The sequence below is a fragment of the Bosea sp. (in: a-proteobacteria) genome (assembly GCA_023910605.1).
Taxonomy (GTDB): domain Bacteria; phylum Pseudomonadota; class Alphaproteobacteria; order Rhizobiales; family Beijerinckiaceae; genus Allobosea.
The window spans coordinates 2,305,181-2,325,864 of sequence record JAAVVV010000001.1 but is presented as its reverse complement, the minus strand read 5'-3'; the positions used below and the strand labels follow the sequence as shown (position 1 = coordinate 2,325,864).

Here is a 20,684-nt window from a genome sequence, read left to right as displayed (position 1 = left end):
GAGCGTCCACGGAAGGACAAGCGGAGCATCAATCTGGCACCTTGCGGCGAACCCATCGCCGAGGTTCCTATGTGGCCTTGGGCTCGGGCGAAAGCAAGGCGCGCTCTCCACAGCCTTTTGCCGCAGCCGGCGCTGACGGCAGGACGGCGCGCCGCTAGGGTCGGGCGATGAAACCCGGCCGCGACATCGAAAGCCTTCTTGCCGTCATGGCGGCGCTGCGCACGCCGGGCGCCGGCTGCCCGTGGGATCTGGAGCAGGACTTCGCCAGCATCGCCCCCTACACGATCGAGGAGGCCTATGAGGTGGCCGATGCGATCGAGCGCGGCGACATGCCGGACCTGCGCGAGGAGCTTGGCGACCTGCTGCTTCAGGTCGTGTTCCATGCCCGCATGGCCGAGGAAGAGGGCCTGTTCGACTTCGCCGATGTGGTGGAGGCAATCAACGCCAAGATGATACGGCGCCATCCCCATGTCTTCGGCGAGAGGCGGACATGGACGCCGGAGGAGGTCAAGGCCTCCTGGCGGCGCATCAAGGCTGAGGAAAAAGCCGAGCGCGCCGCGCAACGGCAAAAGGCCGGCCCGGGCAACCCGGAGCCTGGCCTTCTCGCCGACATTTCCGCCGCGATGCCGCCGCTGGCCCGCGCGGTGAAGCTGCAGGCCAGGGCCGGCACCGTCGGCTTCGACTGGAACGATCCTCTCGCCGTGCTGGCGAAGATGCGCGAGGAGATCGACGAGATCGAGGCAGCGCTGAAGACGGGCCAGAGGGACGCGATCGCTGACGAGACAGGCGACATGCTCTTCGCCATCGCCAACCTGGCGCGCCATCTGGGAATCGATCCCGACCGGGCGGTGGCCGGCGCGAACGCCAAGTTCATGCGCCGCTTCGCCTTCATCGAGCGCGCGCTGGCAGCGCGGGGGGCGACGCCCGCCACGGCCAGCCTCGAGGAGATGGACGCGCTTTGGAACGCGGCCAAGGATGCGGAGACATCATCGGCTGCGGACGCCCGCTCCTGAAGAATCGTGGCCTCAAGCCGGACCTTAATGCCCGGGGCGCTCCCGCGCCGAGGGAAAGCGCTGCAGGATGCGATCGCGGCGTTGGGGCGGCGCCCGCACGACCATGATGATGCGGCCGTCCTGATCCTCGCGGCGTTCGAGCACCTCGCCTTGCGTGTAGAGCCAGGCGAGGCCCGCGCCGTCCGAGGGATCAAGCGTGATGACGAAGTTCGAGGCATCGCGCGCGAGCCTGTCCTCGATCCGGGCCAGTAGCGGAGCTATGCCCTCGCCCGAGAGCGCCGAAACCAGCGCAGGCCGCTCCTCGATCGGGCGGTGGGCGGCGATCTCGGCCAACTGGTCATGAACGTGCGGCTCCAGCAGGTCCGCCTTGTTCCAGACCTCGATCAAGGGCGTCGGCCCCTCGCCCTGCTGCGCCTCGCCTGAGCCGGGGCGCGCGCCGCGCACGCCAAGATCGCGCAGGATGACCTCGACGTCGGCGCTCTGGGCCTCGGTGTCGTCATGCGCCACATCGCGGACGTGCAGGATGACATCAGCCTCCACCACATCCTCAAGCGTGGCGCGGAAGGCCGCGACGAGCATGGTCGGCAAATCCGAAATGAAGCCGACCGTGTCGGTGAGGATGACGTTCTGCCCGTGCGGCAGGCGGATGGCGCGCGCGGTGGGATCGAGCGTGGCGAAGAGCAGGTCCTTTGCGAACACATCCGCACCCGCCAGCCGATTGAACAGCGTGGACTTGCCTGCGTTGGTGTAGCCCACCAGCGCGACCACCGGATATGGCACCTTGGTGCGGCTCTTGCGGTGAAGCCCGCGCGTGCGGACGACGGTTTCAAGATCGCGCTCGATCTTGCCGACGCGCTCCTGGATCTGGCGGCGGTCGGCCTCGATCTGGGTCTCGCCGGGGCCGCCGAGGAAGCCGAATCCGCCGCGCTGGCGCTCAAGATGGGTCCAGGAGCGGACAAGCCTGCTCTTTTGATAGTTCAGATGCGCCAGCTCCACCTGCAGCGCGCCCTCCCGGGTGCGGGCGCGGCGACCGAAAATCTCGAGAATCAGGCCTGTACGGTCGATGACCTTGCACTTCCAGGCTTTCTCGAGATTGCGCTGCTGGATGGGCGAGAGCGGCGCATCGACGATCACCAGCCGGATCTCGCCAGCCTCGATCAGCGCGGCGATTTCCTCGACCTTGCCCTTGCCCATATAGGTCGATGGACGGATGGCCTGAAGCTGAGCGATGCCGGAGCCCGCGACGGTGAGGTCGATGGCGGCGGCAAGGCCGATGGCCTCCTGCAACCGCGCCTCCATGGCGCGCGTCGCGGCGGGGCTCCGCTCGGGATCAGAATGAGCCTTGAGCTGAGCGCGTGGCGACAGATAGGGTCCGAGCACGAAGGCCCTCGTGCCCGAGGCGATGTCGCGCTCGATCTCGTCCAGCGCCTTCCTGGTCTCATTGACAGCGCGGTCGGCCTTGGCCTTGCCCATGATCTGATCATTCATTCGACAACATTAGCCCAGCGGGATGGCAGGGTCGAGGCAAGGCAGGCGCTCATTGCTTTCCACGCATTGCTGATGTGAGATGATCAGGCTGTTCCAGCCGCATGGAACCTTTGAGGAGTCGCCCCGTCATGGCTGGGCCCAGACTATCCGGGGATAGGGGCGCGGGCGAACCGTTGGTCCCCAAACTGATCTCGACCCTCGCGGAGGGCTATGACGCGCAGCGCCTGGGACGGGACGCCGTGGCGGGGCTCACGGTGGCCATCGTGGCGCTGCCCTTGTCCATGGCGATCGCCATCGCCTCCGGCGCGACGCCGGCAGCGGGGCTCTATGCGGCCATCGTGGGCGGATTCCTCGTCTCGGCGCTGGGCGGCAGCCGCTTTCAGGTGGGCGGGCCGGCCGGGGCCTTCATCGTGCTCGTGGCTTCGATCATCGATCGGCACGGTTTCGACGGGCTTCTGCTCGCCACCGCGATGGGCGGCGCGATCCTCGTGTGCGTCGGACTTCTGAGGCTTGGTGGCCTGATCCGCCATGTGCCTCATGCGGTGCTGCTGGGGTTCACAGCCGCGATCGCGCTCATCATCCTGGCGAGCCAGCTGCGGGACCTGTTCGGCCTGACCGTGCCGGGCAAGGAACCCTCCGCGCTCTTGCCAAAGCTCATCGCGCTGGCGCAGGCGGGGGGGAGCGTCAACCTCGCGGCTCTCGCTCTCGCGCTTTGCGTCATTGCCGTGATTCTCGGGCTGAGGCGGCTGAACCCCGCCATTCCGGGACTGCTGGTCGCGGTGGCGGCGGCATCCGTCCTGTCGCTGGCGCTTGGGCTGCCGGTGGAAACGATCGGGACGCGGTTTGGCGGCATACCGGGCGGGCTTGGCAACCCATCGCTGCCCGCGCTCTCGCAAGAGCGGATGCTGATGGTGCTTCCCGATGCGCTGGCCATCGCCTTTCTTGCGGGACTCGAATCGCTGCTGTCGGCGGTGGTGGCGGACGGCATGAGCGGGCGACGGCACCGCGCCAACATCGAGCTTGTCGCGCAAGGCTTCGCAAACCTGGCGAGCGCCCTGTTTGGCGGGCTGTGCGTCACAGGCACCATCGCCCGCACCGCCACCAACATCCGGGCCGGGGCCACGAGCCCGATCGCCGGGATGCTGCACAGCGTGTTCCTGCTCGCATTCCTTTTGGTCGCCGCGCCGCTTGCCTCGCATGTTCCGCTGGCTGCCCTGGCCGGCGTGCTCGCGGTGGTGGCGTGGAACATGGCCGACAAGGGCGAGGTCGGCCGTGTCCTCATGCAGCGCGATGGCGAAGCGGCCGTGCTGGCGACGACCTTCCTGCTCATCATCTTCGTTGACCTCATGGTCGGCATGATCGCCGGCTGCGCCCTCGCCGGCTTCATCGCCCTGTGGCGCAAGCGCGCGGCTTGATGCGCCATATGGCGCAATCAGATGCAAGGCGGTAGAAGCGACGCATGCCAACCCCTGACACCGCCCGCGCTTTTGATGTCGCCATCATCGGCCCCGGACCGGTTGGCGCGACGGCGGCGCTGGCCTTCGCCGCCAGGGGACTTGAGGTCGCGCTGGTCGGCCCTGCCTCGCCGCGGCGGGATGGACGGACGGTGGCGCTCATGGACGTGTCGTGGCGGCTTCTCGAGCAGTTTGGAGTCGCCGACACCTTGCAGGCCGTGTCTGCGCCCCTCTCCACGATGCGGCTCGTGGATGACACGGGCAGCCTGTTCAGGCGGCCGCCGACGGAGTTCCGGGCCGGCGAGATCGGGCTTGAGCAGTTCGGCTGGAATGTCGAGACGGTCCGTCTCAACGAAGCGCTGCTGGACGCCGTGGCCGCGCACCCCGCGATCACGCGCCTGACGGACAGCGTGACCAGCGTGGCCGCCAACGCCGGCGGCCATGCTGATGTCGCGCTGGCGAATGGCGCGACGCTCCAGGCCCGGCTCGTGGGCGGCGCGGATGGCCGGCAATCGGTCGTGCGCCGCGATGCCGGGATCGTCGCCAGGACGTGGACCTATCCGCAAGCCGCGCTGACGACGATCGTGAAGCACACGCGCCGTCACCGCGACGTGTCCACCGAGTTCCACACGCGGTTCGGCCCTTGCACGACGGTGCCCCTGCCGGGGCGTCGCTCCAGCGTCGTCTGGATGGCGAGTCCCGACGAGGCGCAGCGGCTGATGGCTCTTGGCGACGCAGAACTGGCGGCCGCCATTGAAACGCGCACCCATTCCATCCTCGGGCAGCTCACCATCGACGGCCCCCGCGGGCTGACGCCGATGGGGGGGCTGTCAGTCGAGCGGTTCACGGGTCCCCGGACGGCCCTGCTGGGCGAGGCGGCGCATGTGTTCCCGCCCATTGGCGCGCAGGGGCTCAATCTGGGCTTCCGCGACGTGGTCGGCCTCGTGGCCTGCGCATCCGGTTCGGACCCGGGCGCGGCGGAGGGGCTGGAGCGCTACGAGCGGAACCGGGCGGGCGATGTGCGCACGCGGACCAGCGCGGTGGATGCGCTCAACCGCTCGCTGCTCTCCGACCTCGTGCCCATCGATCTCGCACGCGGGCTCGGCCTGCTGGCCCTCGACACGCTCGCGCCGCTGCGCCGCTTCATGATGCGGCAAGGCCTGAGCCCGACAAGGGCCTGAGCCTGCTCAGCGAGCCGGGAAAAGGTCGTGCGGCATGTAGCCCTCCCGGATCAGCCAGAGGAACAGCGTCAGCGTCACCATCGATGAAATGGTGCCGACCAGGATGCTGGCGGAGGCCCGTTCGATGCCAACCCCGTATTGCGACGAGATAACGAAGATGTTCAGGGCTGGCGGGAGCGCCGCCATGATCATGCCCGCGAAAACCCAGTTTGGCGGGAAATCCCCGATGATCGAGAGCAGGAGCAGAATCAGCAGCGGATGGACGATCAGTTTCACGAACATCAGCGGCGGCACTTCGGCGGGCATCTTCGTCATGGGGCGGATGGCCACTGTCACGCCGAGCAAGAACAGCGCGCAAGGAGCCGCAGCTCCGGAAAGCCAGATCGTCATCTTGTCGAGGGCGCTGGGCAGCTTGAGCTGCGAATAGGCGGCTATGACGCCGAGCACCGTGGCGACATTGAACGGATGGGTCGCGACCTTCCAGGCCACTTCGCGCGCTGTCTGGAGAACGCTCTTTTTCTCGACCCCTGCCAGCGCCATCAGGAAGGGTATCAGCGAGAACAGCAGCAGATTGTCGAACACGAAGATCAGAACGACCGGTGCGCTCGCCGCCGGCCCCAGCGCTGCGAGAATCAGCGGCGGGCCCATGTAGCCGATGTTGGAATAGGCGCCCGCCACACCCTGCATCACGGACTGGGGCAGATTGCCCCTGGTGAAGTAAAGGCCGATCGCGAAGGAGAGCGCAAAGACCACATAGGTCGACAGCGTCGTGCCGATGACGAAGGGCCAGTTGGTCAGCTCGTTGAGCGGCTTGTCGGCGATCAGCCGGTAAAACAGCGTGGGCAGGGACACATAGATCAGGAAGAACTGCATCCAGGCGAGACCCGCGACCGGCAGGTTGATGCGCTTGCCGCAAGCGTAGCCAAGCGCGATCACGCCAAAGAATGGCAGCACCAGATCAAGCAGGGACAGGATGCTGGCCATGGCTATCGCGGAATGTGGACCTGCGCGAGGGGTAAGAGCTTGACGGGCCGGCGGCAACTGCGCATTTCGCCCAAGCCTTGCCTGCGCCGCATGCGGACCCGCGCGCAGGCGCATGCACCCTGCGGCACGCTGCGATATTGACGCCCATGGCTGGTGTGCTTAGCTCTTGACGACGGCAAAGATCTGGCCGCACCGGAGATGGATGTGAAGGCGCGGGACGCTAAATTCAGGATCGGACAAGTGGTGAAGCACCGGATCTATCCGTTCCGGGGCGTGATCTTCGATGTCGATCCGGAGTTCGCCAACACGGAGGAATGGTTGAATTCCATTCCCGAGCATGTGCGCCCCACCCGTGACCAACCCTTCTACCATCTGCTCGCCGAAAACGCAGAAACAGAATATATCGCATATGTTTCCGAGCAGAACCTCGTTCTAGATGAAAGCGGAGAGCCGGTCCGGCATCCCCAGGTCGAGGACTATTTCCTCGGCTCGGTCGATGGCGAGTACAAGGTCGCCACAGGCCGGTTGAATTGACAGGGGCGCCGGGCTTGCTCCGCAAGGCTTTCTCCGACGACAGCCTCCGCCCTGAAGCAGAAAACCCCGGCGCCAGGCCGGGGTTTTGCATGTCTGGCGATGGCTTTTCGGCTCAGGGCCGCGGCGGAGCGGCCGGGCCACCCTCGCCGGTGAGGCGGCGGCGCAGCTCGTCCTCGCGCTTCTGGATTTCCTGCTGAAGCTGCTCCTGCTGCTTCTGCAGCTCGGCCGGATCGATCGGCGCGCCGTCGAATGCCTTTGTGAAACCTGCGAGCGGGACCTGGAAGGTGACTTCGCGGGCCGCCTGGTTCTGAACGCTGACGCTGACGGTGGTGCCGCGCTTGAAGGCGTTGAGCTGGGCCTCATTGACCGTGGCTTCGGCGAAGCAGCCATTGGGGAAGCATATCTGGAAGCGACCGGCGATCGGCTGCGCCTGATCGACGCCAAAGCGCATGCCGGGCTGGAGAAGAAGGCCGATAGGCAGCAGGAAGCGCACGATGCGATTATTGTCGCCCTTCACGTCGTAGACCGCCACCGCCATGACAGGCTGGCCCTGATCGGACACGAAGTCGCGCGTGGTGTAGCAGATTTCGCGCTGGTTGCCGGGGTCTTTGCCGCAGACCTTGGTCCATTCGGTCTGGCTCGGCTCGGGCCGGACCTGCACGATGGTCGGACCGGCGGGCTGCTGTTGCGCCTGGGCCGGCGCGGCAGGGGCCGCAGGGGCCGCCGGCGCCGGAGCGCGCGGCGCCGGCGCAGCCGGGCGCGGCTGCGGGGAAGCGGGCTGCTGCGCGAAGGCCGGGAAGCTCGTGGCCATCACGGAGGCGGCGGCAACGGTCGCCACCAGCATCCTGGCCGGGCGGAGCGGCCCCTGCATGGCGGGCGCTTTGAAAACGGACATTGAATTCCCCTTGTTCGTGCCGGCCCCTTGGGCCGACAGCCATCTCGACAGTCAACGGCGTCAGCCGCCCCGCGGCCCGCCCCGGACGCTCGCTGGAACGCGGCGGGAAGGAGGGCTGCAGTAGGGTCGCGATTGCGGCGACAGCATGACTCGGGTTTCGCTTTATCTGTTCAGTGGAAACTTTTCCAGCCTCAGACGCATCAAGATCGTCATGCTAGGATGAAGCCATGCGGATTCGCGCCAACCCTTTGCTTATTGGCCTCGTTGCTCGCCTTGGCGGCGTTGCGGGGTGGATCGGCCGCGCCCTGGCGGCGTTGTGCGTTGCCGCGCTGATCGGCGCGCCCGCAGGCGCCACCGAGACGCCCCGGCGGCATGGGGTCGCGATGCATGGCGAGCCGGGCCTGCCGGCGGGCTTCAGCCACCTGCCCTTTGTCAACCCCGCCGCGCCGCGCGGCGGCCGGCTGATCCTTGGCCAGCAAGGCACATTCGACAGCCTCAATGCCTTCGTCGTGCGCGGGGTGGCGCCCGATGCGATGCAGCGTTTCGTGCTGCAGAGCCTGCTCTACCGCTCCCCAGACGAGCCCTTCACCGGATATGGCCTGCTCGCGCGCGAGATCGAGCTGCCGGATGATCGGGCCTGGGTGACGTTCCACCTCGATCCGCGCGCGCGGTTCTCGGATGGCGCGCCTGTCACGGCTGCGGATGTCGCGTTCTCCTTCGAGATGCTGCGCACGCAGGGCAAGCCATTCCACCGATCGAGCCTTGGCCGTGTGGCGAAGGTCGAGACGCCGGACGAGCGCACGGTGCGCTTCGTGTTCGGCCCCGGCGCTGATCGGGAAACGCCGTTGATCATCGGGTCCATCCCGATCTTCGCCAGGCATGCCACCAACCCGGCCACCTTCCCCGAGACCACATTCACTCCGCTTGTCGGCTCGGGGCCCTACCTGATGACCGACATCCGGCCGGGCGAAAGCATCACCCTCACCCGCCGCCAGGATCACTGGGCTCAGGAACACCCCTTGATGCGCGGCATGCACAACATCGAAGTCATCCGCTACGATTACTTCCGTGATTCCAACTCCTTGTTCGAGTCCTTCAAGGCGGGGCTTTCGGATCTGAGGGTCGAGTCCGATCCCACGCGCTGGACGACGGGCTATGATGTTCCGGCCGTGCGGGAGGGCAGGATCCTGCGCCGTTCCCTCACGCTGGAGGCGCCGAAGGGGCTTTCGGCCTTCGTGTTCAATACGCGCCGGCCGCTCTTCCAGGAGCCGCGGGTGCGCGAGGCGCTTGCCCTGATGTTCGATTTCGACTGGGCCAACCGGAACCTGTTCTTCGGCGTCTACCAGCGCTCCGACAGCCTCTTCGCCGCTTCGGAGCTGTCGGCGGCAGGCCGGCCGGCCGATGCCCGCGAAATGGCGCTGATGACACGGCTTGGCGCCGCCCTCCCCCAGCCGATGCTGGACGGAAGCTGGGCGCCGCCGACATCGGACGGCTCGGGCCGCGACCGTGAACTCGCGCGGCGCGCCGTGGGACTGCTCGAGGCCGCCGGCTTCACGCTCACGGACGGGGTCATGCGCCGGCGTCGTTCGGGCGAGGCGCTGGCCTTCGAGATCACCGTCTCGTCACGCCCGCAGGAGAGGCTTGCGCTCAACTACGCCAAGTCCCTGCAACGGATCGGGGTCGAGGCCCGGATCAGGCTGATCGACGACGTGCAGTACTGGCGCCGTCTCGCCGCTTTCGATTTCGACATGGTGCAATGGGTCTGGCCCGTATCGGCCAGCCCCGGCACAGAGCAGGCCAATCGCTGGGGCACGGCGGCGGCCGACCGCCAGGGCTCGCTCAACTATTCAGGCGCAAGCTCCACCGCGATCGACGGCGCGATCCAGGCGATGCTCGCCGCGCGTGAGCGCGAGGATTACGTCGCCGCAGCGCGCGTCCTCGACCGCCTTGTGATGGGCGGCCATTATGTCGTGCCGCTCTTCTATCTGCCTGACATCTGGATCGCGCATCAGCGCGGGGTCGGGCTGCCATCGCGGCCGGCGCGCTTCGCTTTTCCGGTCGAAGCGCTGTGGCGGGAGCCTGAGCCCGCCAATGGCGCGCGCATATCCAACTGACGAGGAACCGGCCGCATGTCCGCCCAGCGCAAACCTACGCTCGATCTCGAAGGCATCGGCCTCGATTCCCTCGTCGCCATGGCTGTGCGGAGGCGGCCGGGCGACATCTTCCTGCGCGAGCCGCTGCGGCGGTCGCAATGGGCCGGAAGCGATGGGCAGAATCTGAGCTTCGCCGAGATCGACCAGCGCGCTACGCGCCTTGCAGGCCTGCTCAGCCTTTCGCGATTGCCGGAGCGATCCCAGGCCCTGATCCTCGCACCCATGGGTTCGGACATGCTGCTGGCCATGATCGGCGCGCTGCGGGCCGGGCTTCGCCCGATGCTGCTGCCGCTGAGCGCCAGAACCGACCAGTTGCGCCATTGGCTCGACGTGGCAGGACCTTCGGTGGCGCTGGCGAGCACACGCTGCGGGGACATTGAACCGGCGCGCATGATGCGCGACGCGGCTGCGCGCTCATTCAATCCGCGCCTTGTCTGCGCCTTCGGGCCGGATGCGCCCGATGGCGTGGTGCCACTGGACCATGTGCTGGGCGGTGCCGGCGAGACCCCGCCGCCTCCGACCGTGACATCGCCGCCCGGCATCATGACCATCGGCATCGAAACCGCTGAGGGCGCGCGACTGGTCCTGACCGAAAGCGATCTGCTGGCGGCCGCCATGGAGATCGCCAAAGAGACCCGGCTGTCGCAGGAGGGCCGGGTCCTCTCGCTGATGACCAGCCCTGGGCTCTGCGCCCTCGCCGCTGGGCCCTATCTCGCACTGCTCACGGGCGCCGAGTACATGCCGCTTGGCCTGTTCTCTCTCAGCGCGCTCTGGGCCGGGCTCTCGGATGGCCGGCCGACCTGCCTCATCGCGCCGGGGGGCGTGGAGGCGGCATTGCGGTCCGCCGGCATCGTGGGGCATAAATCCATCAGCGCCATCGTGATGATCCACCGCGCGCCCCAAGGCGATGCGCCCGAACGCGACGCGGGGGCGGGACGGATCCTCGACCTTTACCCGCAAGCCTGACGGGTCCGGCGTGGGTTTGTTCGAGCCGCGCTGCCGGGCTCAGAACACCATCGAGGCGGCGGTGAGCACCCCTGCTGCCAGAGAGGCCGCGCCGAGGAAAAGCGCTGAGGCGACCTCCCCATTGCCGATGCGCCGGGAGAGATTCGGCAGCAGCAGCCGCACCAGCCAGTAGACCAGGATCTGGATCGCCATGGCCACGAGGCCGTAGACCAGAAGGTCGATCACGGTCTTGGCGTTGACGATGGCGCTCGACAGCGGCAGCGCGAACCCCGTCAGGCTCAGCCCGAGAGAGGCGGCCGCCGCCACGTTGTTCTGGCGGATAAGCTCGAACTCGTTGTGCGTGGTCGAAAGCGTGTAGAGAAACAGATAGAACACCGTGAGTGCGGTGGCCGCGCTGAAGAAGAGCAGAAAATCGGGCAAGGCCTGGATCGATGTGTAGAACATGGGCATCCTTTCGGCCTCAGGCGGCCTGAAACTCGATGGTCACGCCATAGGCCGCATCGGACGGGACAAGAAGGCGTAAGGCGTCCAGCTGGTAGCCGATGCCCGCTTCGTCCAGCCGCAAGGCCAGCGACCGCAGATCCGAGATCGTGACAGTGAAGGCAGCGAGCCCGGCCCGATCGGAGCCATGATGCGCCTGCGCAGCCTCCGGCGCCAGTACATTGATGCGTCCGCGCTCAAGGATAAGGCTTCTGGCGTCGTCCTCCAGATCCCCGGCGCCGGCGAAGCGCCCGAGAAATGCCATCTGGCCAGCGGGATCGGCTGTGACCATCGTCACCGCCGGGAAGCTGACGGCGCCATTCGGATGCTGCTGAAACGCCGGATTCCAGAAACTCTGCGGCTCATGCTGCTGGCAGACGAAAAAGGCCTGCCGAGCCATCGCCTCGTTGCGGGCGAAAGCGAGGCTGAAGGCGACGCGCACGGTCATGCCGTCTGGCCCGACGGCCTGACGCTCGAAAAAGAAAGGTTCATAGCCGCCGATGCCGTCAGCTCCGAAGCGGTCATTGTCGGCGGCTGCGTCACGGCTTTCCAGCACCAGCATGGCGAAGCCCTCCCCGGCAGCGAGGAAATCACGCACGCAAGCGCCGAAGGAAAAACGACCCGGCGCATGTTCGACGAGCTTTTCCGGTTCGCCGACGGTGATGAGTTCGAGAAACGTGCCCGGGCACTGCACGATGCGGTTATGAGTGCCCCAGGGGTGGCGGTTTCGTGCGCCGACCGTGAAGCCCAGGCGCTGGTAGAAGGCTGCCGCAGCCTCGAGATCGTGCACGGCCAGCACGAAGTGGTCGAGGCCGGCCGCCATCACACCAGCCGGCTCTGGGTTTTGGCGGCGTCGATGAAGCTGGCGAAGAGCGGGTGCGGCTCGAAAGGGCGAGACTTCAGCTCGGGATGATACTGTACGCCGATGAACCAGGGATGGTCGACATATTCCACAGTCTCGGGCAGCAGTCCGTCCGGCGAGACGCCAGCGAAGCGCATGCCCTTCGCCTCAAGCCGCTCGCGATAGGCCATGTTGACCTCGTAACGGTGCCGGTGCCGTTCGGAGATGACATTGGCGCCATAGATGTCAGCGATGCGCGAGCCCTTGGCCAGCGCGGATTCGTAGGCCCCGAGGCGCATGGTTCCGCCGAGATTGCCGCCTGCCGCCCGCGTCTCCAGCTCATTGCCCTTGAGCCATTCGGTCATGAGGCCGACCACCGGCTCGGTGGTTGGTCCGAACTCCGAGGAGTTGGCGGCCTCGATGCCGGCAAGAGAGCGGGCGGCCTCGATGACGGCCATCTGCATGCCGAAGCAGATGCCGAAATAGGGAACCTTTCGTTCCCGCGCGAAGCGGGCCGCGCGGATCTTGCCTTCTGCGCCGCGGCTGCCGAACCCGCCCGGCACCAGGATGCCATGAACGTGCTCGAGGAAGGGAGACGGGTCTTCCTTCTCGAAGACCTCGCTCTCGATCCAGTCGAGATTGACCTTCACCCGGTTGGCGATGCCGCCATGGGTCAGGGCCTCGATAAGCGACTTATAGGCATCCTTCATGCCCGTGTACTTGCCGACCACGGCGATGGTGACCTCGCCTTCGGGCGCATGGATGTGCTCCGAGATGCGTTTCCATCCTGACACGTCCGGGGCCTGGACGGCGCCTGTCATGCCGAAGGCGGCGAGCACCTCGTCGTCCAGGCCTTCGTCGTGGTAGGCGAGCGGGACATCGTAGATCGAGCCAAGGTCGCGCGCCTCGATAACCGCCGTGGGCCGCACATTGCAGAACAGGGCGAGCTTGCGCCGCTCCTCGACAGGGATGGGCCTGTCCGTGCGGCACAGCAGGATGTCGGGCTGGATGCCGATGGAGCGCAGCTCGGCCACCGAATGCTGCGTCGGCTTCGTCTTCAACTCGCCCGCGCTCGGGATATAGGGCAGCAGCGTAAGATGGATGAAGATCACCGTGCCGCGCGGCTGCTCCTGGCCGACCTGACGGATGGCCTCGAGGAAGGGCAGGCTCTCGATGTCGCCTACCGTACCGCCCACTTCAACCAGAACGAAGTCGTAATCCTCGTTGCCGCGCAGCACGAAGTCCTTGATGGCGTTGGTCACATGGGGGATGACCTGGATCGTGGCGCCCAGATAGTCGCCGCGGCGCTCCTTGGTCAGGATATCCATGTAGATGCGGCCGGTGGTGATGTTGTCGTCGCGCCGGGCGGCCCGTCCGGTGAAGCGCTCGTAGTGGCCAAGATCGAGATCGGTCTCGGCGCCGTCATCGGTGACGAAGACCTCCCCGTGCTGGTAGGGGCTCATCGTGCCAGGGTCGACGTTGAGATAGGGGTCGAGCTTGCGCAGCCGGACCGTGTAGCCGCGCGACTGCAGGAGTGCGCCCAATGCGGCTGCCGCGATGCCCTTGCCAAGTGAGGAAACCACGCCGCCGGTGATGAAGATGTACCGCGTCATGGGATTCGACCTCTAAACCTGTTCGCGCGATTCGGGGAGAGCGCACGCATCGTCGCGCACTCCGCGTTCGTCGATTGTCCACACAAGAGAAAACGCTGCCGGCGCTCCGGCCGAGGGCCAGGACGAGACGCCCGCCTGCCCTACTGCGGCGGGAGATTCGGCCGGGGCGGCTGTGCGCCGCTCTGGTCCTGAAGCTGACGGAGCTGGTCCAGCACCGAGCCGCCAGCGGGAGCCGGCGCCGAAGGCCCTCCCGGCACAGCCGGGGCAGCGGGCGCCGCGCGATCGAGGATGGAAGCGGGCGTCCGGTTCTGCGAGGCCAGAATCGACAGGGTGATGCTCGTCAGGAAGAACACGCCGGCCAGGATCGCCGTGGTGCGCGTCAGGGCGTTGGCCTGCCCCCGCCCCGTCATGAAGCCCGAAACGCCGCCGCCGCCGCCGCCAAGGCCCATGCCGCCCTCCGAGCGCTGGAGAAGCACCACGATGACCAGCGCGACGACGACGATCAGATGAATGACGATGAGGACTGTCTGCATGATCTCACGGACACAGTAAGCCGGCCGGCAAAGCGCCAGCCCTGAATGTTGGCGCCCGATTAGCATGCGCTACCCCCGATGGGAAGGCGCATGTCTCGCGGGACAAACAGCCACCGGACTTTGGTTGGGCGAGAGCCAGCGCTGCGTGGGCTATCCCGGCGACATCTTCCCGACATGCGAGAACCCCGCAGGCGCTGGCGGCGGACATGACCTTCTTCGACAGACTGGCGCGCTCTTCGGACGGCCGGCAGCTCGACGCATGGCCGAAAGCCCGCCGAGCCGCAGGCCTGCCCTCACCCCACGGCGCGGATGATGCCGAGGAAATCCTCCGGCTTGAGGCTCGCGCCGCCGACCAGCGCGCCATCGACATTTGGAAGAGCCATCAACTCGCCGGCATTCGAGGGCTTGACAGATCCGCCATAAAGAATGCGCACATTCAGGGCTTCGGCCTTGCCAAGCTGACGGCCGAGCTCCGCACGGATCTCGGCATGAACCCCGGCGACATCGGCCGTTGTCGGGGTCTTGCCCGTGCCGATCGCCCAGACCGGCTCGTAGGCGATGACAATGCGGGAGCCATCAAGGCTGGCCTCGCCGCTGCCTGTGGGCAGAGAGCCTCGGAGTTGCTTCTTCACCACTGCGATGGTCCGGCCCGCCTCGCGCTCGGCAAGCGTCTCGCCGATGCAGATAACCGGTGTGAGGAAGGCGCTGAGCGCGGCTGCGGCCTTGGCGCGAACCATCTCGCTCGTCTCGCCATGGAGCGTGCGGCGCTCGGAATGGCCGACGATGACATGGGTTGCGCCAGAATCGGCGATCATGGGGGCCGATATGTCGCCGGTGAAGGCGCCTGTTGCCTCTGCGTGGCAATCCTGCGCGCCGGTCGCGATGCCGGTTCCGACGAGGCTGGCGCTGGCAAGATAGAGCAGCGTCGCGGGCGGGCAGATCAGCACGTCGAGCTTGCGCCGGGTGTCGGCATCGAAGCCCTTGCCGACCTCGACCATGGCGTTGAGCGAGGCCCGCAAGCCGTTCATCTTCCAGTTGCCGGCGATCAGGGGCTTGAGGCTGCTCATGGGTTGTTCCTGCTTGGGGCCTGCGCCGACCGGAAGGGGACAGGGACGCTGTCCGGCGTCGCACCGGTGGTAGCAAGCCGCCGCGGGGGCCGCAATTGCCTGATTGCAGGCGATGCGGGCCATCCCTATAAGTCCGCGAAGCGCGCCTGCGCCAGGTTCGTGCCCGCGATGCTTGCGGGCCGTTTCAGGAAGCAGCGCCCCCTGCGCACGAGATCGGGAGCCGTTCATCCGCCATGATGATGCAGAGAATCCGCAATGCCGGCAAAAGCTGGGCCGGCAAGCTCCTGGTCGGCATCCTGTTCGCACTTCTGATCGGCTCCTTCGCCATATGGGGCATCGGCGACATCTTCCGCGGACAGGCGCGCAACACGGTCGCCACCGTGGGCAAGACGGAGATCGACCTTGAGCGCGTGCGGATGGCCTATCAGGCCGAGGTGCAGCGCCTTTCGCGGCGCTTCCGGCAGAACATCACGCCCGCTCAGGCACGGATGCTGGGCGTTGACCAGCAGGTCCTCTCGCGCCTTGTCACCGAGGCGGCGCTGGATGCCGAAGCCTCGGCGCGGGGCCTGACGATCAGCGACGCGTCGGTGGCGCGCTCCATCGTCGAGGACCAGAATTTCAGGGGGCCTTCGGGCCAGTTCGATCGCAGCATGTTCAATGAACTGCTGCGGCAGACCCAGCTCAACGAGGCGATGTATGTGCGTGAACAGCGCGGCGCGATCATCCGCAACCAGTTGGCTGAAGCAATTTCCGGACTGAGCGCAGCCCCGATCGCCATGCAGGAGGCGGCGCACCGCTATCGCAACGAGCAGCGCATCCTGGCCGCGATGGAGCTGCCGCCGGCGCTGGTGGGAGAATTGGCCGACCCTGCCGACGACGTGCTGAAGGCCTACTTCGAAGAGCGCAAGGCCAGCTTCCGCGCGCCTGAATACCGCACCGCCAGCGCCCTTGCGCTGACGCCTCAGGCACTTGCCGATCCCGCCGCAGTCAGCGCACCCGACGCGCTTGCCCATTACGAGCGCGTCAAGTCGCGCTTCGGCACGCCCGAGCGCCGCACAGTCGAGCAGATCGTTTTCCCGATCGAGGCCGACGCCGCAGCCGCCGTGGCGCGCATCCGCGCCGGCACGGCCTTCGAGGAGATCGCCCGCGAGCTCAACATTTCCGAAGCCGACCGCAAGCTCGGCATTTTCACCCGCACCGAAATGCTTGACCAGGGCGTTGCAGCGGCGGCCTTCGCACTCGCGCCGGGAGCCGTCAGTGATCCCGTGCCAGGCACCTTCGGCCATGCTTTGGTGCGCACGCCAAGCATCGAGGCCGAAAACGTCCGTCCCTTCACGGAGGTCGAGGCCGAAGTCCGCGCCGATCTCGCGCTGGCCCGCGCCGGGCAGCAGATCACTGAAAAGCATGACCGCATCGAGGATATGCGCGCCAGCGCGCGCCCTCTCGCCGAGATTGCAAGCGAGATGAAGCTGAAGATCGTGACCATCGGGCCGATCGACCGCAGCCGCCAGCAGGCCAGCGGCGCGCCATCGCCGGCCGTGCCCGCGCTCGATCAGGTGGTCGAGGCGATGTTCCGCGCCGACATCGGCACCGACAACGAGGCTGTCCGCACGCCCGCGAATGGCTATGTCTGGTTCGACCTCACCGGCATCGAGCAGGCCCGCGAACGCAGCTTCGACGATGTGCGCGCCCAGGTGTCGTCGCTGTGGAAGCAGGACGAGATCGCGCGGCGGCTTCAGGCCAGGGCCCGCGAACTGACCGAGCGCCTCGCCAAGGGCGAGACGATCGAGGCGGTCGCCGCGTCGGTGGGCGTGGGCGTGGTCAACTCCCCGCCTCTCACCCGCCAAAGCAGCATGCCCGAGTTCCCGGCGAATGTCCTGACCGTGGCCTTCGCGACGGCCATCGGCGCTGCTGGAACGGCCGAGCTTGGGGCGGCGCGCGGGCGCATGGTGTTCAAGGTCCAGTCAGCCAGCCTGCCGCCTTTCCTGCGCACCACGCAGGAGGCGGACCAGATCGCGCAGCAGCTCGGCAACGCCGTCGGCGACGATCTTCTGGCGCAGTATGTCAGCGCTGTGCAGACGCGGCTGGGCGTGCGCATCAACCAGACGACGTTCCGCAACGCCACGGGCGGCGGCGAGAGCTGATCCGGTGGCTGCAGCTTTCGATCAGGCGCGTTTCACCCGGCAATACGAGACAGGAACCGGGCAGATCCTGTGCGAGGTTCTGGTCAGCGACTGCGAGACGCCCGTCGCCGCCTTCCTGAAGCTGCGGAGCTTCGCCAAGGGCGCGGCCTTCCTGCTCGAGTCTGTCGAAGGCGGCGCCGTGCGCGGCCGCTATTCGATGATCGGGCTGCAACCGGATGTGGTCTGGCGCTGCGAGGGCGGGCGGGTTGCGGTGGCGCATCCCTTGCGCGGCTCGCCTGACTTTTCTCCCGAGGATGGCGAGGCCTTCGCAAGCCTGCGCCAGCTCATCGCAGCCAGCCGGCTCGACACCGCCGGGCTCGATCTACCCATGGCCGCGGGCCTGTTCGGTTATCTCGGCTACGACATGGTCCGGTTGATGGAGCGACTTCCTGCCCGGAAGACGAGCGGGCCCGACCTGCCCGACGCCATCCTGATCCGTCCCACCGTGATGGTGATCTTCGACGCGGTGAAGGACGAGATTTCGGTGGTGGCCTCGGTCCGGCCTGAGCCTGGCGTCAGCGCCAGCGCGGCGATGGAGACGGCTCGCGACAGGATCGAAGCCGTGGTCCGCGCGCTGGAGGGGCCGCTGCCGGCGGAAGCCGCTATCGACATCAGCGCCTTCAGCGCGCCGACGCCGGTATCGAACACCACGCCGGACGCCTATTCGGCCATGGTGGACCGCGCCAAGGATTACATCAGGGCCGGCGACATCTTCCAGGTGGTCCTGTCGCAGCGCTTCGATGCGCCGTTCGAGCTGCCGCCGTTCGCCCTCTACCGCGCCCTGAGGCGCGTCAATCCGGCGCCTTTCCTGTGCTATCTCGATTTCGAGGATTTCCAGATCGTCTGTTCGAGCCCGGAAATCCTGGTGCGGCTGCGGCAGGGCAAGGTGACGATCAGGCCGATCGCGGGCACTCGCCGCCGGGGCGAGACCCTTGCCGAGGATGAGGCGCTGGCGGCAGAGCTGCTTGCCGATCCGAAGGAGCGGGCCGAGCATCTCATGCTGCTCGACCTCGGCCGCAACGATGTGGGCCGCGTGGCGTCCATCGGCAGCGTGGCCGTGACCGACCGCTTCTTCATCGAGCGCTACAGCCAGGTGATGCACATCGTCTCGAATGTCGAGGGGGCGCTGGCGCCGGGCAAGGACGCGCTGGACGCGCTGATCTCGGGCTTTCCCGCCGGCACCGTCTCGGGCGCGCCCAAGGTCAGGGCTATGGAGATCATCGACGAGCTGGAAGGCGATGCCCGCGCCGCCTATGGCGGCTGCATCGGCTATTTCGGCTCCAGTGGCGAGATGGACACCTGCATCGTGCTGCGCACGGCGATCATCAAGGACGGCGTGATGTCGGTGCAGGCCGGCGCCGGAATCGTGCACGACTCCGTCAATGCTTCCGAGCAGATGGAATGCGCCAACAAGGCCAAGGCGTTATTCAGGGCGGCGGAAGAAGCGGTGCGGTTCGCCGGACGCGCCGGACGCGGGCAGTGACAGCATGGGTCGGCTTCCAGCCGGCGTGACCTGCGTTGATGAATAGGCTCCGGCCGAAGCTTTTGCGGGCGCGGGCGTGCGCTTGCGGCCCTGGGCCGGACTGGCGCGGCGCTTGACCGTTCCCACCATGGCGGGCACACAGGCGAGGCCAAGGATCTGCGCCGTGAGATTGCTGCTTATCGACAACTATGACTCCTTCACCTTCAACCTTGTGCAGCTGATTGGCGCGCAGGAGGTGGCGATCGAGGTCGTCAGAAACGACCAGATGACTGCGGAGGCGGCGTTGTCGCATCATGCGGACGCCATCGTGCTGTCGCCCGGGCCTTGCACGCCGAATGAGGCCGGCATCTGCCTTGACGTCGTCCGTGGCGCTCCCGGGCGAAAGCCGGTCTTCGGCGTGTGCCTCGGCCTTCAGGCCATCGGCCAGGCCTTCGGCGGAAAGGTGGTGCGCGCGCCGCAGCCCATGCACGGCAAGATCAGCCGCGTCAGCCATGGCGGGCACGGCCTGTTCCGCGGCATCAACGGGCCATTCGAAGCGACGCGCTATCACTCGCTGGTGATCGACAGGGCCTCCTGCCCCGCCGCACTCGCGATCGAGGCCGAGACCGAGGACCAGCTGATCATGGCGGCTGCGCATCGGGACTGGCCCATCGCCGGCGTGCAGTTCCATCCCGAGAGCATCATGTCCGCACACGGCGCGACCATCATCCGCAATTTTCTTGACATCGCAGCGTCATGGCGCGACGCGAAAACGTCATCCGCGGTCGCCGCCGTCCAGCCTGCCAGGTCCTGATCTCCCATGGATACGTTCAAGCCTTTCATCGCCAAGGTCGCGACGGGCGCCAGCCTGACGGCCGCCGAGGCGCGCGACGCCTTCGATACGATCCTCTCGGGCGAGGTTACGCCAGCGCAGTCGGCCGGATTCCTCATGGCCCTGCGCGTGCGCGGCGAAACGACAGAGGAAATCGCTGGTGCAGTGAGCGCGCTGCGCTCGCGCACCTTGAAGGTTCAGGCGCCAGCCGAAGCCATCGACATCGTGGGCACCGGCGGCGACAATTCGGGCAGCTACAACATCTCCACGCTGGCCTCGATCATCGTGGCATCCTGCGGCGTGCCGGTGGCCAAGCATGGCAATCGCGCCGCTTCCTCCAAATCCGGCACCGCGGACGTGCTGACCGCGCTTGGCGTCAAGGTCGGGATCGACGCTGCCGGCGTGGAGCACTGCCTGGCCGCAGCCGGCCTTGGCTTCATGTTCGCGCCCGCGCATCATGCCTCGATGCGGCATGTCGCGCCGGTGCGGGTGGAACTGGGCACACGGACCATCTTCAATCTCATCGGGCCCCTGTCCAATCCTGCTGGCGTCAAGCGCCAGCTTCTGGGCGCCTTCGCCGAGAGCTGGCTGCTGCCCATGACGGAGGTGCTGCGCTCGCTCGGTTCAGACCGTGTCTGGGCTGTGCACGGGGCCGACGGGCTCGACGAGATCACGACCACCGGCCCGACACATGTCGTGGCGCTCGAGAATGGAGCCACCCGCAGCTTCGTGATCAAGCCCGAGGATGTGGGGCTGGCGACAGCCCGGATCGAGGACCTGCGCGGCGGCACGGCGGAGGTCAACGCACGCGCGCTGAGCGCGGTTCTGGATGGCGCGCAGATCCCCTATCGCGACATTGCCGTCTTCAACGCCGCGGCCGCGCTCATGGTGGCTGGTGCTGTGGGCTCGCTGCGCGAGGGCGTGGAGCGCGCCGGCGGCGCCCTTGACAGCCGGGCCGCAAAGGGCACGCTTGCGAAGCTGATCGCCGCCTCCAACGCCTGAGAC

18 protein-coding genes are annotated in these 20,684 nt (G+C 67.1%); 10 read left to right on the top strand and 8 right to left on the bottom strand.

All coding sequences use genetic code 11. The features are described from left to right. Positions 1 to 167 precede the first annotated feature (167 nt). Positions 168 to 1,013, top strand: a complete 846-nt coding sequence (gene mazG / locus HEQ16_11170) for a nucleoside triphosphate pyrophosphohydrolase (protein MCO4054591.1) — start codon at positions 168 to 170, stop codon at positions 1,011 to 1,013. A gap of 24 nt (positions 1,014 to 1,037) precedes the next feature. On the opposite strand, the gene hflX is transcribed toward mazG, so the two are convergent. Next, positions 1,038 to 2,501, bottom strand: a complete 1,464-nt coding sequence (gene hflX, locus HEQ16_11165) for a GTPase HflX (GenBank protein ID MCO4054590.1) — start codon at positions 2,499 to 2,501, stop codon at positions 1,038 to 1,040. 128 nt (positions 2,502 to 2,629) lie between these two features. On the opposite strand from hflX, the gene HEQ16_11160 reads away from it, so the two are divergent. Both HEQ16_11160 and HEQ16_11155 read left to right on the top strand, forming a co-directional pair. Further along, entirely contained in the window at positions 2,630 to 3,916 is a 1,287-nt protein-coding gene (locus tag HEQ16_11160; protein ID MCO4054589.1) for a SulP family inorganic anion transporter, read from the top strand. 44 nt (positions 3,917 to 3,960) lie between these two features. Next, positions 3,961 to 5,136 carry a UbiH/UbiF family hydroxylase gene (locus HEQ16_11155; protein MCO4054588.1) on the top strand — a complete coding sequence of 392 codons (1,176 nt, stop codon included), beginning with the start codon at positions 3,961 to 3,963 and terminating at the stop codon, positions 5,134 to 5,136. 6 nt (positions 5,137 to 5,142) lie between these two features. Here HEQ16_11155 and HEQ16_11150 read toward each other — a convergent pair whose 3' ends face one another. After that, positions 5,143 to 6,111, bottom strand: a complete 969-nt coding sequence (locus HEQ16_11150) for an AEC family transporter (protein ID MCO4054587.1) — start codon at positions 6,109 to 6,111, stop codon at positions 5,143 to 5,145. Positions 6,112 to 6,318: 207 nt separating this feature from the next. Between HEQ16_11150 and hspQ the strand changes: the two genes are divergently transcribed. Next, on the top strand, positions 6,319 to 6,654 hold the full coding sequence (gene hspQ, locus HEQ16_11145) for a heat shock protein HspQ (GenBank protein ID MCO4054586.1): 336 nt from the start codon (positions 6,319 to 6,321) through the stop codon (positions 6,652 to 6,654). 112 nt (positions 6,655 to 6,766) lie between these two features. Here hspQ and HEQ16_11140 read toward each other — a convergent pair whose 3' ends face one another. Then, a complete protein-coding gene (locus HEQ16_11140; protein MCO4054585.1) occupies positions 6,767 to 7,498 on the bottom strand; it encodes an invasion associated locus B family protein in 732 nt (243 codons plus the stop codon). 278 nt (positions 7,499 to 7,776) lie between these two features. Between HEQ16_11140 and HEQ16_11135 the strand changes: the two genes are divergently transcribed. Further along, entirely contained in the window at positions 7,777 to 9,663 is a 1,887-nt protein-coding gene (locus HEQ16_11135; GenBank protein MCO4054584.1) for an ABC transporter substrate-binding protein, read from the top strand. 15 nt (positions 9,664 to 9,678) lie between these two features. After that, the gene (locus HEQ16_11130) at positions 9,679 to 10,668 is read left to right on the top strand and encodes an AMP-binding protein (GenBank protein MCO4054583.1); all 990 of its coding nucleotides are present in this window, start codon (positions 9,679 to 9,681) and stop codon (positions 10,666 to 10,668) included. A gap of 39 nt (positions 10,669 to 10,707) precedes the next feature. On the opposite strand, the gene HEQ16_11125 is transcribed toward HEQ16_11130, so the two are convergent. From HEQ16_11125 to HEQ16_11105, 5 genes are all read right to left on the bottom strand, one after another. After that, a complete protein-coding gene (locus HEQ16_11125; protein MCO4054582.1) occupies positions 10,708 to 11,112 on the bottom strand; it encodes a DUF350 domain-containing protein in 405 nt (134 codons plus the stop codon). Between the two features lie 16 nt (positions 11,113 to 11,128). Further along, positions 11,129 to 11,971 carry a VOC family protein gene (locus HEQ16_11120; protein ID MCO4054581.1) on the bottom strand — a complete coding sequence of 281 codons (843 nt, stop codon included), beginning with the start codon at positions 11,969 to 11,971 and terminating at the stop codon, positions 11,129 to 11,131. Next, complete coding sequence (locus HEQ16_11115; GenBank protein MCO4054580.1) at positions 11,971 to 13,602, bottom strand: CTP synthase; 1,632 nt, start codon at positions 13,600 to 13,602, stop codon at positions 11,971 to 11,973. The genes HEQ16_11120 and HEQ16_11115 overlap by 1 nt, the downstream gene beginning before the upstream one ends. A gap of 140 nt (positions 13,603 to 13,742) precedes the next feature. Beyond that, positions 13,743 to 14,135, bottom strand: a complete 393-nt coding sequence (secG, locus tag HEQ16_11110) for a preprotein translocase subunit SecG (protein ID MCO4054579.1) — start codon at positions 14,133 to 14,135, stop codon at positions 13,743 to 13,745. Positions 14,136 to 14,428: 293 nt separating this feature from the next. Beyond that, a complete protein-coding gene (locus HEQ16_11105; protein ID MCO4054578.1) occupies positions 14,429 to 15,202 on the bottom strand; it encodes a triose-phosphate isomerase in 774 nt (257 codons plus the stop codon). 233 nt (positions 15,203 to 15,435) lie between these two features. Here HEQ16_11105 and HEQ16_11100 point away from each other — a divergent pair, with 233 nt between their 5' ends. The 4 genes from HEQ16_11100 (at position 15,436) to trpD (ending at position 20,681) form a co-directional block, all read left to right on the top strand. Next, on the top strand, positions 15,436 to 17,346 hold the full coding sequence (locus HEQ16_11100) for a peptidylprolyl isomerase (protein ID MCO4054577.1): 1,911 nt from the start codon (positions 15,436 to 15,438) through the stop codon (positions 17,344 to 17,346). Continuing rightward, a complete protein-coding gene (trpE, locus tag HEQ16_11095; protein MCO4054576.1) occupies positions 17,264 to 18,868 on the top strand; it encodes an anthranilate synthase component I in 1,605 nt (534 codons plus the stop codon). Before HEQ16_11100 ends, trpE begins: the two co-directional genes overlap by 83 nt. A gap of 127 nt (positions 18,869 to 18,995) precedes the next feature. Then, positions 18,996 to 19,661, top strand: coding sequence for an aminodeoxychorismate/anthranilate synthase component II (locus HEQ16_11090; GenBank protein ID MCO4054575.1), 666 nt, complete (start codon positions 18,996 to 18,998; stop codon positions 19,659 to 19,661). 6 nt (positions 19,662 to 19,667) lie between these two features. Further along, positions 19,668 to 20,681: an anthranilate phosphoribosyltransferase gene (gene trpD / locus HEQ16_11085; protein ID MCO4054574.1), complete on the top strand. Its 1,014-nt coding sequence runs from the start codon at positions 19,668 to 19,670 to the stop codon at positions 20,679 to 20,681. Positions 20,682 to 20,684 lie beyond the last annotated feature (3 nt).

What these genes read in the sequence shown, in the direction of transcription:
- mazG (MCO4054591.1), top strand. Translation starts at nt 168, where the DNA reads ATGAAACCCGGCCGCGACATCGAAAGCCTTCTTGCCGTCATGGCGGCG.
- hflX (MCO4054590.1), bottom strand. Translation starts at nt 2,501, where the DNA reads ATGAATGATCAGATCATGGGCAAGGCCAAGGCCGACCGCGCTGTCAAT.
- HEQ16_11160 (MCO4054589.1), top strand. Translation starts at nt 2,630, where the DNA reads ATGGCTGGGCCCAGACTATCCGGGGATAGGGGCGCGGGCGAACCGTTG.
- HEQ16_11155 (MCO4054588.1), top strand. Translation starts at nt 3,961, where the DNA reads ATGCCAACCCCTGACACCGCCCGCGCTTTTGATGTCGCCATCATCGGC.
- hspQ (MCO4054586.1), top strand. Translation starts at nt 6,319, where the DNA reads ATGGATGTGAAGGCGCGGGACGCTAAATTCAGGATCGGACAAGTGGTG.
- HEQ16_11140 (MCO4054585.1), bottom strand. Translation starts at nt 7,498, where the DNA reads ATGCTGGTGGCGACCGTTGCCGCCGCCTCCGTGATGGCCACGAGCTTC.
- HEQ16_11135 (MCO4054584.1), top strand. Translation starts at nt 7,777, where the DNA reads ATGCGGATTCGCGCCAACCCTTTGCTTATTGGCCTCGTTGCTCGCCTT.
- HEQ16_11130 (MCO4054583.1), top strand. Translation starts at nt 9,679, where the DNA reads ATGTCCGCCCAGCGCAAACCTACGCTCGATCTCGAAGGCATCGGCCTC.
- HEQ16_11125 (MCO4054582.1), bottom strand. Translation starts at nt 11,112, where the DNA reads ATGTTCTACACATCGATCCAGGCCTTGCCCGATTTTCTGCTCTTCTTC.
- HEQ16_11120 (MCO4054581.1), bottom strand. Translation starts at nt 11,971, where the DNA reads ATGGCGGCCGGCCTCGACCACTTCGTGCTGGCCGTGCACGATCTCGAG.
- HEQ16_11115 (MCO4054580.1), bottom strand. Translation starts at nt 13,602, where the DNA reads ATGACGCGGTACATCTTCATCACCGGCGGCGTGGTTTCCTCACTTGGC.
- secG (MCO4054579.1), bottom strand. Translation starts at nt 14,135, where the DNA reads ATGCAGACAGTCCTCATCGTCATTCATCTGATCGTCGTCGTCGCGCTG.
- HEQ16_11105 (MCO4054578.1), bottom strand. Translation starts at nt 15,202, where the DNA reads ATGAGCAGCCTCAAGCCCCTGATCGCCGGCAACTGGAAGATGAACGGC.
- HEQ16_11100 (MCO4054577.1), top strand. Translation starts at nt 15,436, where the DNA reads ATGATGATGCAGAGAATCCGCAATGCCGGCAAAAGCTGGGCCGGCAAG.
- trpE (MCO4054576.1), top strand. Translation starts at nt 17,264, where the DNA reads ATGTCAGCGCTGTGCAGACGCGGCTGGGCGTGCGCATCAACCAGACGA.
- HEQ16_11090 (MCO4054575.1), top strand. Translation starts at nt 18,996, where the DNA reads ATGGCGGGCACACAGGCGAGGCCAAGGATCTGCGCCGTGAGATTGCTG.
- trpD (MCO4054574.1), top strand. Translation starts at nt 19,668, where the DNA reads ATGGATACGTTCAAGCCTTTCATCGCCAAGGTCGCGACGGGCGCCAGC.